This is a genomic window from Flavobacterium sp. (assembly GCF_031411595.1).
In the GTDB taxonomy this organism is placed as follows: domain Bacteria; phylum Bacteroidota; class Bacteroidia; order Flavobacteriales; family Flavobacteriaceae; genus Flavobacterium.
Genome location: NZ_JANOBI010000026.1, coordinates 106,902 through 120,563 on the forward strand (window position 1 = coordinate 106,902; position 13,662 = coordinate 120,563).

The window sequence follows — 13,662 nt, forward strand, 5'->3', positions numbered from 1 at the left end:
TCATCGCTGTAGTGCTGTTGTTGGTTTGTTTTACTGCAACGCAAGCTCAAAAACTTGCCACCAAAGCGGTTCCTGAAACCGTAACCACTGCCTTCAAAAAATCGCACCCGACTGCCATCAACGAAACTTGGACCAAGCACGACGACACTTACGAAGTGAAATTCTTAGTCAACAAGAAAATCAAAAGTTTGATGTATAACACCAAAGGTATTTTGGTTTTTAATGAAGTGGATGTTGCCAGCAATATTTTACCTGCTGCGATCAAAAAATACATGGCGGCAAACTATCCCAATGAGCCCATTCTTAACATTGCCAAAAGGACTACGATGACCAATGTTTTTTCTTATGCTGTAGAAATTAATGACAGTAATATCATCTTCGATACCAAAGGAAACTTTATAAAATCGGAACCTAAATAACCCCGAAAGCCTTTGCCAGCGCTATATCTGTGAATAATACAACTTTTCAATAAAGTTATGTAATGAAAAACACGCGAGTCCAAATGACCTTTGACCATACTAATTTAAACTAATTTAAAACGTTAAAAAATGAAAAAACTAATCCTAATCACAATCTGCCTTGCGTTTGCATTAAGCGTAAAAGCACAGACCAAAGACAAAAAATGGAACGTCGGACTTCACGGTGGTATCATTCAATACAACGGCGATTTGGGTCGCGATTTTTATAAAAACGATAAAACGATGTACGGTTTTGCTGGTTTATCTGTATCAACTTATTTAAACAGTCACTTGGATGTTACCGCGTTATATACAAGAGGAACATTGGGTTTCGATAGCGGAACAACAGGGTACAAAAGCGATTTCAGTAGCGCTAGTGCTAACTTAAGATTCAATTTCTTCAATTCTGAATTCGTGGTTAGACCTTATCTTTCGGGTGGTATTGGTGTGATTTTATTCGACAATCAACTCAACTTTCACAAAGACTTAATCGATACTGCATTTCCTACTGCAGGCGCTGGTGTTAACATCCGATTAACGCCATCTATTATGTTGAACTTACAAGAAACATTCCTTTATACCAATAACGATGAAAGAGATGGAATCGTAGTGGGTAAAAAAGATGATTATTTAATGCATATGGTAGGAATAACATACAACTTAGGCTCTAAAAAAGATGCCGATTTAGATGGTATTGCTGACAACAAAGACAAATGTCCTGATACTCCAACTGGCGTAGCGGTTGACAAAATGGGTTGTCCGTTAGACAAAGATAACGATGGTGTAGCGGATTATTTAGATACTTGTCCTGATGTAGCCGGAAGCAAAATGCTTAATGGTTGCCCAGACAAAGATGCTGATGGTGTGGCTGATGCACAAGATCGTTGCCCTGATGTTGCGGGAACAACTGCTTTGATGGGCTGTCCTGATACCGATGGTGATGGTGTGGCTGATATTGATGACAAATGTGCGAATACCAAAAAAGGAAGTAAAGTCGATGCCAAAGGTTGTGTAACCGATAGCGATGGAGATGGAATAGCTGATGATGTTGATAGATGTCCAACTGCCGCCGGTATTGCAAGTTTGAATGGATGTCCAGACACTGATGGAGATGGTGTACCGGATCAAGATGACCGTTGTCCAAATACTAAAGGAAATATTGCCAACAAAGGATGTCCGGAAATTACCAAACAAGATGCGGTGAAAATTACGTATATCGGAAGTAAAATTTTCTTTGAAAATAACAGCGATAAACTCAAAGTAGCTTCATTGTCACAACTTGACGAATTGTCTAAAATATTAAATCGATACGAAGGAGCCAATCTGGTTATCGAAGGCCATACCGATAGCAATGGTTCTGATGCTTCAAACATTACTTTATCTCAAAAACGTACGGAATCCGTAAAACGTTATTTGGTTGGAAAAGGAATTGCCGAAAGCCGTTTAACCGGTATCGGAAAAGGAGAAGCTGAACCAGTTGCCAATAATAAAACTCCTATAGGTCGTGCCAAAAACCGTAGAGTTGAATTGAAAACCAATTACTAATAAAAGGTTAGTTTGTTTTGTTTTGTTTAAGAAAGCGCTGTTGTTTTATCGACAGCGCTTTTTTTTATGTTCAATTTTTCAATTTCTTTAAACACCAGAATGAAAAGCGCTAAGCATAAAATGATCGAGGAAATTATCGTTCCAATATTCAATCCGCCTTTATCAATGGGTTTTGTTAGAAAATCTCCAAAGGTTGCTCCGAATGGTCGGGTTAATACAAAAGCCAACCAAAATAAAATTACCGTTGAAATCTTGGTGAAATAATGTGCTACAATAATCAGCAGTAACAAACTTCCAATAAGCAAAGCGCCTCCGGCAAAACCTAGCCCGGAACTATCAGATAAAAAATCGCCCAGTGCTGTTCCTAAAGTATTAGAAAACAATATCGCAATCCAATAGAAACTTTCTGCACGTACGGATTGAATAGATGTTATAGAAATCGATTTTTCGGTTGATTTCCAAATAGCAAAAATCAAAATCAATAAGAAAACCAATATAGAAGATCCGACTGCATATCCTAATCCAAGTGTTCTGTCGATAAGATCCGATATTGTAGTTCCGGCTGTACTCGTAGTAATAATCACCAACCAATAAATAATCGGGTTGTATTGCTTCGAAAATATTTGAATGAAAAAAGCCAAAACAAAAAATGCCAAGAAAATGATGGAACTTAATAGATACCCAACTTCCAGGGTTTGTGCTAACAAATCGCCTCCGGTTTCTCCGAGCGTTGTCGCGCAAATTTTCATGATCCAAAATGACATGGTAATTTCAGGTAATTTATGCAATACCGCTTTCGACATACTTTTATTTTTCTAACGCGCAATGTCGGAATGTATTTTTACATATTCTAATACTTAAGCCAACCTTAAGCCAATAGATTGAAGCGAATCATGCAACTTTTTATAAAAATTGTATAACTCATTTTAAGTCTTTATGCTGAAATTTAATATACCAAAATAACTTTAAAAAACAATGATTATGAAAGCAATTAAAAGATTACAAAAAACAATGATTCTCTTAGTATTAGCAGTAATTCTACCGATTGAATCGAATGCGATGGTGACAAATACACCAACTACACCAACAAATGACAAAGCAATATCGGACGAAAGCGCTGCTCGAATGATCAATCGCCTCGAAGAAATTAAAGCGATGGATCGAACCTCGATGAACAGAGAAACTAAAAGAATGCTTCGCAAAGAAGTCAAATCGATTAAAAAAGAATTGGCCACTGCCGGAAGAGGTGTTTACCTTTCTGTAGGTGCGGTGATTATTATTATTTTGTTGCTGATTTTAATTTTATAAACGCTCGCTTTAATTCCCCAAATCATCATGATTGCAGTTAAAAAAGAAGGCATCGTTCTCGAAAAAAGAGCGTTGGGTTTTGAAGTGGAAGGTGTTTTAAATCCAGGTGTAATTCACTACGGTGATTTTATTCATCTTTTCTATAGAGCTGTTGCCAAAGACAATTATTCGAGTATCGGCTATTGTAAATTAGACGGTGCTTTAAAAGTAGTCGAACGATTGGATGTACCCATTTTATTCCCGCAAGTCGATTATGAAGTTCATGGTGTGGAAGATCCGAGGGTTGTTAAAATCGACGATTTATTTTACTTGACCTATTGCGCTTTCGATGGTGTGAATGCGTTATGTGCACTGGCGACTTCAACTGATTTAATCAATTGGGAAAAACGAGGATTGATTGTCCCGCAAATTACCTACGAAGAATTTCTAAGATTGGCCCAAACCAAAGGTGCCGTCAATGAAAAATACTTGCGATTCAATCAAAATTTCGGAATTCATACCAACCACGGAAAGAAAGTGTTGATTTGGGATAAAAATGTTGTTTTCTTTCCAAGGCGAATCGATGGGAAACTGCATTTTATTCATCGTATCAAACCCGATATTCAAATTATTTGTGTCAATGAACTCGAAGAGCTTACGACCGAATTCTGGCAAAATTATCTGTTGCAATTCAATGATTATATCATGCTTGCGCCAAAATTCGAACACGAAGTCAGTTACATCGGCGGCGGTTGCCCTCCTATTGAAACAAAAGAGGGTTGGCTGATTATTTATCACGGCGTTCATGATACCGTAAATGGTTATGTGTATTGTGCTTGTGCTGCCTTAATGAATTTGGATAATCCACAAAAGGAAATCGCGCGTTTGCCTTATGCGTTATTCAAACCTGAGCTCGATTGGGAACTTAAAGGTGAAGTGAATAATGTTTGCTTTCCCACTGGAGTCATCTTAGAAAACGATACGCTTTATATTTATTATGGTGCTGCCGATGAACGCATTGCTTGTGCTTCTGTCAATTTACCTGAATTATTAACCGAACTATTACTTAACCCCAATACCAATGAGAGTCAATATAGCCCCAGATTATGATAATGCCTTTATATCCGGCAACTACCAACAAACTAGTTCGGACAGTCCAATTAATTTTCAGCCAATTGAAAATCAATTGCCTCAGATTTTATGTATTACATCATATCCGCCTCGCGAATGCGGTATTGCAACTTATTCTCAAGATTTAATCATTGCTTTACAAAACAAATTCGATCAATCATTCGACGTCAAGATTTGTGCGCTTGAACTCAAAAACGACAACCATCCTTACGCGAATCAAGTTGATTATGTACTCAAAACAGATGATGAAAATTCCTATCAGACGCTCGTTCGAAACATCAACGATAACGATGCTATTGAAGCCGTATTAATACAACACGAATTTGGATTATTCAAAACCAATGAAGACGATTTTATTCAATTCTTAAAGTGGATCGACAAACCCAAAATCATTGCATTTCACACCGTTTTACCAAACCCTGACGCTGTTTTAAAAAAAATGATCAAAGCTATTGATGCTTCTTCAAGATCATTGATTGTGATGACCAACGCAGCTTCAAAATTATTGGTCAACGATTATGATATTGATCCAGAAAAAATTACTGTCATTGCGCACGGAACCCATTTGGTGGAACATTCCAACAAAGATATACTCAAAGAAAAATACCAATTATCGGGTAGAAAAGTCATTTCGACTTTCGGTTTATTAAGCTCGGGGAAATGCATCGAAACTACCATAAGTGCATTAAAAACCATCGTAAAACAAGAGCCCGAAGTTTTGTTTCTCGTCATCGGAAAAACACATCCTAACGTCGTAAAAAATGAAGGTGAGCAATACCGCGAAAGCCTCGAAGAAAGCGTTAAAGCATTGCATCTTCAAAAAAACGTACTGTTTATCAATCAGTATTTACCGTTGCATGATTTGCTCGAATATCTCCAGTTGACCGATATTTATTTGTTTACTTCGAAAGACAGAAACCAAGCAGTCAGCGGCACCTTTTCGTATGCCATCAGTTGTGGTTGCCCGATTATCTCTACGCCTATTCCTCACGCGTGTGAAGTTTTGAAAAACGGCTCTGGAATTATCATCGATTTTGAAAAACCAAAACAATTGGCCAAACATGTCATCAATTTGCTTAAAGATGAAGACTTGCGCAAAAGCATTGCAGCCAATGGCATTCATCAATTGGCACCAACAGCTTGGGAAAATTCTGCGATTGCTCATGCGATGTTGTTTGAAAGCATCACCGATGAATCGATTACATTACATTATAAAATTCCGAAAATCAACTTAAATCATTTCAAAAATTTAACGACCGAATTGGGCATGATACAGTTTTCGATCATCAATCAACCCGATATTGCTTCAGGTTATACATTAGATGACAATGCGAGAGCTTTAGTAGCGATGTGCCAACACTTTGAATTAACACATGATGCGGTCGATTTACAATATATCGAAATCTATTACAATTTTATTAAGTACTGTTTACAACCCGAAGGTTACTTTTTGAATTATGTCGATGTCAACAGAGCATTCACCAAACAGAATAATGAAAACCTAGCCGATTCAAACGGCAGGGCGATTTGGGCTTTGGGTTATATGATTTCTATTAGCGATATGTTGCCTGATGAAATCATTGTTGATGCGCGTAAGACATTAAAACTAGCGTTGACCAACGTCAGCAGAATACATTCGCCGCGTGCCATGGCGTTTATCATTAAAGGCATTTATTACAGCCACGAACATATCAATTCGTTTGAAAATAGTTTGATTGTAAAACATTTAGCCGATCGTTTGGTGCAAATGTACAAACACGAAACCGACAAAAATTGGCAATGGTTTGAAAGCTATTTAACATACGGAAACAGTATTTTACCAGAAGCCATGTTGTGTGCTTATTTGGTAGACAGCAATCCTGCTTATATGGAAATCGCGCAAACTTCATTCGATTTTTTATTGTCGAAAATTTTTATGGAAAACACCATCAATGTGATTTCTAATAAAGGTTGGCTGTATAATAATAAAGGAATTACAACTAAAATCGGAGGCGAACAACCTATTGATGTGGCGTATACCATTTTGGCATTGAGCAAATTCTATGATGCTTTTGAAAATCCTGATTATTTGAAAAAAATGGAAATCGGTTTCAGTTGGTTTTTGGGTAATAATCATTTGCATCAAATTGTTTACAATCCATGCACCGGCGGTTGTTATGATGGTTTAGAAGCCAATTATATCAATCTCAATCAAGGGGCAGAATCGACCGTAAGTTATTTGATGGCGCGTCTTACCATCGAACGCTATTTTACTGTTGATAAGAAAAAAGCGGTTTCTAAAAACGAATTTTCAAGAAAATTAAATCTCAAAAAAACCATCTTATACAAAACCTAAAATCATGGCTGTCAAAAAAATACATCAGATTGCTGCTAAAAAAAGTGATGCCAAAAAAGAGAAGATCGTTTCTAAAACGAAATTAACGGTTTTGAAAAAAAACAAACATCCCAAACGCAATGAGTTTGGCGATGAAGATGCGATAGAGTAACATTAAACTATAAAAAACTATGAGACCAAGAATTGAAATTAGCGACGTTCATTTAAAAAAAAGTGTCGATTTGCTTTCTATATTACTTTCCGATGAAATGACTTTATATGTCAAAACGAGAAAATTCCATTGGAATGTTGCCGGCGAAAGCTTTATGGAACTGCACAAATTATTTCAAAGTCAATATACCGAGCTCGAAGAAACCATTGATGAAGTCGCCGAACGCATCAATAAACTAGGAGAAAAAACAATCGGTACGATGAGCGAATTTATCAAACTCACGCGCATTAAAGAAAGTCCAAATGGTTATCCCGTTCAAAAAGAAATGCTTGTAGAATTACTTTCGGACCACGAAACTTTGATTGGTGAATTGCGAAAAGACATTGAGGTTTGCACAACCACCAACCACGATGCAGGAACCGCCGATTTACTTACTAAAATCATACAGCAACACGAAACCAACGCTTGGATACTGAGGCGGTATTTGAGTTAATACAACATATCATGAAAAACATCTTAATCATTTCGTCAAGCGTCAGAATAGACCGAAAAAGTCACAATGTCGCACAATACTTTGAGCGCTATTTAACTGAAAACAATATAGCAACAACGGAAATTTTAGATTTAAAAGACTATGGCTTTCCCATTTTTGATAGTGTTTTCAAATCTCTAAAAGCACCGAGTTTGTATGTATTGGCTTTCCGCGACAAAATCATAGCAGCCGATGGAATCATCATTGTTACTCCAGAATATAACGGAAGTATTCCTTCGAGTCTAAAAAACGTTATTGATCTTTTTAATGACGAATGGTTTCAAAAACCCATTGCCTTTTCGACAGTATCCGCCGGAGATTTTGGAGGATCACAAGCATTGACACATTTGCAATTTATTTTTTGGAAACTGCATGCACTTACCTATACGACGAATTTTCCGGTAGCAAAAGTGCAAGACAAATTTAACGATACCGGCATACCTGCAAACAAAAAACAAATGGATGCACTTGCCAAACCCTACATTGAAGGTTTTATAGAATGCATCGAATCGAGTGTAGCAAAACAATTGGCCTAGGAATATTACAAGTTATTGCCAAAGTTATATAACAAATTAATGATTGGATTGATTGAATTTTACTAATAAGAAATAACGAATATCAAAATATATTACCATGGAAAAAGCAAGAACAATAGAAGCATTGAATACATTAATAGTAATCAATAACGATAGAATCGAAGGATATAAAACAGCAACAGCCGAAGCCAAGGAAACCGATTTGAAAGAACTGTTTTCAGATTTGTGTCAAACCAGCATCGATTGCAGAAAAGAATTAACACAAGAAGTCATCAGACTCGGCGGAACACCCGACGAAGGAACTCGAATTACAGGCAAGTTTTATCGCGCTTGGATGAACATCAAAGTAGCCTTGAGCACCAACGATCGACAAACCATTTTAGAATCTTGCGAATTTGGTGAAGATGTGGCACTCAATACCTACAAGAAAGTATTAATACAAGATTATCCCGATACGAATACTACAGAACAAGACATGCTAAACAAACAGTATGCATTGCTAAAAACAGATCATGATAAAGTCAAAAAACTACGTGATTTGGTTCGCGTAGAAAGTGAAGCAACGAACCACTAATATTACAATAAACAATGCTATTGGTCAAGAGAAGAATATGATCACCAAAAATGCGTTTTTTGGTCCTAACCAGTGACATTGTTTTATTAAAAATACTAACCAATTCAATATACTTTGATAGATTATTTCAAAAATACTTTCAATGCTACGGCCGATGTTTCGCTGTTTACGGCTCAATTTTTTAAGGAGCTTTTCAAACCGCCTTTTCAAATCAATGAATTTATCCGACAGTGTTATGCTGTGGGATTTAAGTCGTTGCCCCTAGTGACGATTACGGGTTTTATTATGGGTTTGGTACTCACGATTCAGTCACGACCCACGATGGTGCAATTTGGTGCAGAATCTTGGTTGCCTAGTATGGTTTCGTTGTCATTAATTCGAGAAATCGCACCGGTGATTACAGCTTTAATTTGTGCCGGAAAAATTGCTTCGGGCATTGGTGCTGAATTGGGCTCGATGAAAGTCACAGAGCAAATCGACGCGATGGAAGTTTCGGCAATAAATCCATATAGTTACTTAGTTGTGACTCGAATTTTAGCCACAACATTGATGGTGCCGCTTTTGGTATTGTATGCTGATTTGGTAGGCATTTTGGGCGGTTACGTAGGCTATAACGTGCATGGCAATATGAGCATGTTCCGCTATTTTTCGGAAGTCATCGAAAGTTTAGAATTTTTAGACATCATGCCCGCTGTAATTAAAACTTTTTTCTTCGGTTTTTTTATTGGCATGATTGGCTGTTATAAAGGATTTAATGCCGCGAAAGGAACTGCCAGTGTTGGTATTGCAGCCAATTCTGCAGTCGTAACGGCATCGCTTTCCATATTCATTCTCGATATGTTGGCGGTGCAAATAACCGATTTATTCTTTTAAAGATGAAAACGACGCAACCCGCCATCAGAATCGAAAATCTGCACAAATCTTTTGGGAGCAATAAAATACTCAAAGGCATTAGTTTCGCCGTAAATCAAGGGGAAGATTTGGTCATTTTAGGAAAATCGGGAACCGGAAAATCCGTAACGATCAAATGCTTGATTGGGTTGATTGAAGCCGATAAAGGCAAGATTGAAGTTTTCGGAACCGACATCACCAAACTCGACAAAAACGAACTCAACAAAATCAGAGTTAGAATTGGTTTTATGTTTCAAAGTGGTGCTTTATATGATTCGATGTCCGTCAGACAAAACCTAACATTTGCATTAAAACACCATACCAAAGATATCAGCCCTGAAGAAATCGAAGAACGCATCCTTGAAACCCTCGAAAGTGTCGGATTAGCAGAAGCCATCGACAAAATGCCCGCAGAATTATCGGGCGGTATGATTAAAAGAATCGGATTGGCAAGAACGATTATCATCAAACCTGAAATCATTTTATACGATGAACCTACCGCCGGTTTGGATACCATTACAGCAAGAGAAATTAGCGAATTGATTCTATCGGTTCAGAAAAAATATAAAGCCACTTCTGTGATTATTACCCACGATTTGGCTTGTGCAAAACTCACGGGGAATCACATAATGATTCTCAATGAAGGCGTAATTCATGCCGAGGGAACGTATGCGCAGTTAGAAAAAAGTAAAGACGAATGGGTGCGCTCCTTTTTTATTTAATTTAAACAGAACAACATGAACAAAGAATCTAATTATAAAACGAAACTGGGGATGTTTATCCTATTTGGACTAGCATTATTCGTAGTAACGATATACTTTTTGGGGAAATCCAAAAACTTATTTGGCTCGTCCTTCGAAGTGAAATCCTATTTTAAAAATGTCGGCGGATTGAAAGAAGGCGGCAATGTGCGTTTCTCCGGAATCACGGTTGGAACGGTAAAAAATATTGAATTTGTTTCTGATTCGTTGGTCGTGGTGTATATGGTTGTCAAGGAAGATGTTCAAAAATATATCAAAACAGACGCTGTAGCAAGCATTGGTTCTGACGGATTGATGGGCGATAAAATCTTGACCATTTCTCCGGGTTCCAATTCGAATAAAGTCGTAAAAGACAACGCAACAATAGCTTCAACACCAGCGATAGAAATGGAAGACTTGATGAAAGGATTCAAAAAAAGCGTCGATAATGCGGAAGTCATTACAAAAGAATTGGCAGTCTTTACCAAGAAAATGAACAGTACCGATGGGGCATTATCGAAACTAATGACTGATCCTAAATTCTCCAATAGCATACAAGCGACGATGTTGAATTTAGAAAAATTCACCGCCAAAATGAACAATAAAAACAACGTACTTTCGAAATTGGTCAGCGATGAAAAACTCGGAAAGTCAGTCGATTCAACGATCATGGGAATCCACGAAACGGTGGAAGCGGCGCAACATAATTTTCTGCTCAAAGGTTACATCAATAAAAAGAAAAAAGCCGAAGCCAAAAAGAAAAAAGCGGCAATAAAAGCAGCCGAAGAAAAGCAAGTACCGTGAAAACCGAAAAAGAACTCAACGAAGCCATTTTAAAAATCACCATGGCCATCCGTGACAATTACCCCGAATTATCGAAGTATTTGAATGAAATGCCCGTTACGATTCCGATCAGTGAAAACCCTGAAATCAATCTCAAAAACCTACAAGATTACTTCAATTCTCTGGATACTTTATTCCGAAAATATGTAATCAACCACAATATCAAATTATTATAAACAACATCATGAAAACAGAAAAAAAGTTGGGTGTTTGGATGGATTATTCGATGGCTCATTTGATGGAATTCAGCACGGAACCTTTTGAAGTTAAAACCATTGAATCAAAATTTCAGCATCACGACAAAGAAGAAAGCTTGGCCAAAGGTGAAAGTTTGATGCATAAAAAGGAGCAACTTTCTCAACTGAAGTATTACAAAAAAATAAGCAATGCCATTCAAAATTTCTATCATGTCGTTTTATTTGGTCCAACCAATGCCAAGCAAGAACTTTTTAATATGTTGCGTGAAGATCATAACTTCCTCAAAGTTAAAATCGAAATCAAAGAAACCGATAAGATGACTTCTAGACAACAACAAGCTTTTGTGAGAAAACACTTTTCTATGGCATAAATAATCATAGCAAACTTAAAACACCAACCTATGAAAATAATATACCGACATGCCGAAACCGGTTTTGAAAAACTGACTTCAATTGCGACGGTGATTTTAGGGAATTCGATCACCTTTATATTTGCTTTTTGTTTGGTGCTTTTTTGGTGGATTAACAACTATTTGACCAACACACCGAACATACATGAAATCATTGGCGACATCATCTTTGGGTCGACATTTCTGAGTTTGTTTATCATTCAAAAATCCTTCAACCGATTCTCAGCAGGATTGCATTTGAAGGTAAATGAATTAGTAGCTGCGAGCGATAATGCCAGAAATACGGTGATGAATGTTGATGTAAAAACCGAACACGAAATCATCGAACTCACCAAAGAATACATCGATTTAGCTGAACAAATTGAAGAAGACAATGACCATGTTCCCGAATAATAAATGTAAATTATATAACGGATTCTAAAAGTTCTGTAATACATATCAAGTCATATTATTGGAATTTTACAAAGTGGAAACAAATTCACAATGAAAAAGAAATCAAATGAATACAACTGAAGCAATAGGAACCTGGGAAGAAATGAAAGGAAAGATGAAACAACAATTCGCCAAACTAACCGATAGCGATTTGTTATTTATTGATGGTAAAAAAGAAGAGATGATGGGTCGACTCGAAATCAAATTGGGTAAAACCAAAGAAGAGCTGCACCAAATTATACAAGGACTTTAATACATTATATAAAAAACAATTTTATGAAAAAATCCATTTTTATTCTCGCAACTGCAACGCTGCTGTCTGGAAATTTACTGACGAGTTGCAAATCGAATGCAGAAAAAGAAAATGAAGCTACTGAAAATGCAGCAGCTGCCAACCAAGAATTAGAAGAAGTTCGAGATGACGCCAAAACTGATGCTGCAGTTACCAAAGCCAATGAAGCGGAATGGTTGGCTTTTAAAGCTGAAGTTAATTCCGATATCGCCACCAACGAAGCCAAAATTGCCGTGTTGAAGAGCGATCTTAAAAAACAAGGCAAAGCCATCGATGCTTCGTATCAAAAAAGCGTCGATGATTTGCAAGAACGAAATGAAGCATTGAAAGCAAAAATCAAAGAATACGAAGTCACAAAAACGGATTGGAATGAGTTCAAACGCGAATTCAATTCGGATATGGCCGATTTGGGTCAAGCCTTCAAAAATTTTACTGTAAACAATAAAAAATAAAAACATGGGAAATTTACTCTACACTATCGCAGTCATACTAGTCATTATTTGGGCAGTAGGATTCTTCGGCTACGCCTTCGGGGGCATCATTCACATACTGTTAGTCATAGCAGTCATCGCAATCCTTTTGAGATTGATACAAGGAAGAAAAGTATAACATTAATAAACAGAAATTATGAATTCAAGTAAAGTATTATTAGGCATATTGGGCGGTGTAGCTGCCGGTGCGATTGCAGGCGTTTTGCTTGCCCCGGCATCCGGAAAGAAAACCCGAAAAAGAATTTTGAAAAAGAGTAAAAATTACGCAGGCGATTTCAAAGACAAATTGAAAGATTTGAAAGATGATGTCATGCATCAATTTGATGGTCACCTCGAAAACGCCAAAGAGATCATTGATAAAAATGAAAAACTGATTGCCAAAATCGAAAAGTAGTTGGCGTTGAAAAAACCTGCTTGTGTGAATAAACATTAGCAGGTTTTTTCTTTTTAATCACATTTTTAAAAAATACAATTATGGAAAATAATACATCAACAATAGAAAAACTCATTGAAAAAGCAGAAGTATACGGCAAAACTTCACTCGAACTGTTGCAATGCAAGCTGGTTTATAAATCGACCGATATTGCCGGAGTTCTTGTGGTAAAACTGCTGCTAGGCATTGTCTTTATGATGGCTTTATTTTTAGTCAATATTGGCGCGTCATTATTGATTGGTAGTTTTCTTGAAGAATCCTATTACGGATTTTTTGTAGTAGCCATTTTCTATGTAATACTGGGCTTATTCATTTATGCATTACAGTATTCACTAATTAAAAAACCTGTAAGCGATTTCATTATTAAAAGCAGTTTGAACTAAA

The 13,662-nt window shown here is 36.9% G+C and carries 20 protein-coding genes and 1 pseudogene; 20 read left to right on the forward strand and 1 reads right to left on the reverse strand.

Translation table 11 applies throughout. From position 1 onward, the window contains the following. Positions 1–206: 206 nt before the first annotated feature. Positions 207–419: pseudogene (locus RMO03_RS14120) on the forward strand (PepSY-like domain-containing protein); the annotation flags it as partial. 129 nt (positions 420–548) lie between these two features. Beyond that, complete coding sequence (locus RMO03_RS05795; RefSeq protein WP_309641146.1) at positions 549–2,003, forward strand: OmpA family protein; 1,455 nt, start codon at positions 549–551, stop codon at positions 2,001–2,003. A gap of 26 nt (positions 2,004–2,029) precedes the next feature. Here the strand turns inward: RMO03_RS05795 and RMO03_RS05800 are convergent, their stop codons facing one another. Beyond that, complete coding sequence (locus tag RMO03_RS05800) at positions 2,030–2,806, reverse strand: hypothetical protein (protein WP_309641147.1); 777 nt, start codon at positions 2,804–2,806, stop codon at positions 2,030–2,032. A gap of 178 nt (positions 2,807–2,984) precedes the next feature. On the opposite strand from RMO03_RS05800, the gene RMO03_RS05805 reads away from it, so the two are divergent. The 18 genes from RMO03_RS05805 (at position 2,985) to RMO03_RS05890 (ending at position 13,661) form a co-directional block, all read left to right on the forward strand. Then, entirely contained in the window at positions 2,985–3,311 is a 327-nt protein-coding gene (locus RMO03_RS05805; RefSeq protein ID WP_309641148.1) for a hypothetical protein, read from the forward strand. A 27-nt stretch (positions 3,312–3,338) separates the two neighbouring features. Next, complete coding sequence (locus tag RMO03_RS05810; protein ID WP_309641149.1) at positions 3,339–4,400, forward strand: pesticidal protein Cry7Aa; 1,062 nt, start codon at positions 3,339–3,341, stop codon at positions 4,398–4,400. Next, the gene (locus RMO03_RS05815) at positions 4,372–6,756 is read left to right on the forward strand and encodes a glycosyltransferase (RefSeq protein ID WP_309641150.1); all 2,385 of its coding nucleotides are present in this window, start codon (positions 4,372–4,374) and stop codon (positions 6,754–6,756) included. Before RMO03_RS05810 ends, RMO03_RS05815 begins: the two co-directional genes overlap by 29 nt. A gap of 4 nt (positions 6,757–6,760) precedes the next feature. After that, a complete protein-coding gene (locus RMO03_RS05820; RefSeq protein ID WP_309641151.1) occupies positions 6,761–6,907 on the forward strand; it encodes a hypothetical protein in 147 nt (48 codons plus the stop codon). A gap of 19 nt (positions 6,908–6,926) precedes the next feature. Next, positions 6,927–7,400, forward strand: a complete 474-nt coding sequence (locus tag RMO03_RS05825; protein WP_309641152.1) for a DNA starvation/stationary phase protection protein — start codon at positions 6,927–6,929, stop codon at positions 7,398–7,400. An 11-nt stretch (positions 7,401–7,411) separates the two neighbouring features. Further along, positions 7,412–7,975: an NAD(P)H-dependent oxidoreductase gene (locus RMO03_RS05830; protein WP_309641153.1), complete on the forward strand. Its 564-nt coding sequence runs from the start codon at positions 7,412–7,414 to the stop codon at positions 7,973–7,975. A 97-nt stretch (positions 7,976–8,072) separates the two neighbouring features. Next, on the forward strand, positions 8,073–8,549 hold the full coding sequence (locus RMO03_RS05835; RefSeq protein ID WP_309641154.1) for a PA2169 family four-helix-bundle protein: 477 nt from the start codon (positions 8,073–8,075) through the stop codon (positions 8,547–8,549). A gap of 114 nt (positions 8,550–8,663) precedes the next feature. Beyond that, positions 8,664–9,422, forward strand: a complete 759-nt coding sequence (locus RMO03_RS05840; protein WP_309641155.1) for an ABC transporter permease — start codon at positions 8,664–8,666, stop codon at positions 9,420–9,422. 2 nt (positions 9,423–9,424) lie between these two features. Then, the gene (locus RMO03_RS05845; RefSeq protein ID WP_309641156.1) at positions 9,425–10,162 is read left to right on the forward strand and encodes an ATP-binding cassette domain-containing protein; all 738 of its coding nucleotides are present in this window, start codon (positions 9,425–9,427) and stop codon (positions 10,160–10,162) included. Between the two features lie 15 nt (positions 10,163–10,177). After that, entirely contained in the window at positions 10,178–10,984 is an 807-nt protein-coding gene (locus RMO03_RS05850) for an MlaD family protein (protein ID WP_309641157.1), read from the forward strand. Beyond that, positions 10,981–11,199, forward strand: a complete 219-nt coding sequence (locus RMO03_RS05855) for a hypothetical protein (RefSeq protein ID WP_309641158.1) — start codon at positions 10,981–10,983, stop codon at positions 11,197–11,199. The genes RMO03_RS05850 and RMO03_RS05855 overlap by 4 nt, the downstream gene beginning before the upstream one ends. Positions 11,200–11,207: 8 nt before the next feature. Beyond that, entirely contained in the window at positions 11,208–11,591 is a 384-nt protein-coding gene (locus RMO03_RS05860; protein WP_309641159.1) for a hypothetical protein, read from the forward strand. A 30-nt stretch (positions 11,592–11,621) separates the two neighbouring features. Then, positions 11,622–12,023, forward strand: a complete 402-nt coding sequence (locus tag RMO03_RS05865) for a low affinity iron permease family protein (RefSeq protein ID WP_309641160.1) — start codon at positions 11,622–11,624, stop codon at positions 12,021–12,023. A gap of 106 nt (positions 12,024–12,129) precedes the next feature. Further along, on the forward strand, positions 12,130–12,315 hold the full coding sequence (locus RMO03_RS05870) for a CsbD family protein (protein WP_309641161.1): 186 nt from the start codon (positions 12,130–12,132) through the stop codon (positions 12,313–12,315). Positions 12,316–12,338: 23 nt separating this feature from the next. Then, positions 12,339–12,806: a hypothetical protein gene (locus RMO03_RS05875; protein WP_309641162.1), complete on the forward strand. Its 468-nt coding sequence runs from the start codon at positions 12,339–12,341 to the stop codon at positions 12,804–12,806. A 4-nt stretch (positions 12,807–12,810) separates the two neighbouring features. After that, positions 12,811–12,963: a lmo0937 family membrane protein gene (locus RMO03_RS05880; protein ID WP_309641163.1), complete on the forward strand. Its 153-nt coding sequence runs from the start codon at positions 12,811–12,813 to the stop codon at positions 12,961–12,963. Positions 12,964–12,981: 18 nt separating this feature from the next. After that, positions 12,982–13,239: a YtxH domain-containing protein gene (locus RMO03_RS05885; protein ID WP_309641164.1), complete on the forward strand. Its 258-nt coding sequence runs from the start codon at positions 12,982–12,984 to the stop codon at positions 13,237–13,239. Between the two features lie 80 nt (positions 13,240–13,319). Further along, positions 13,320–13,661 (forward strand): hypothetical protein, encoded by a 342-nt coding sequence (locus tag RMO03_RS05890; protein ID WP_309641165.1) that lies wholly within the window; start codon positions 13,320–13,322, stop codon positions 13,659–13,661. Position 13,662: the final 1 nt, after the last annotated feature.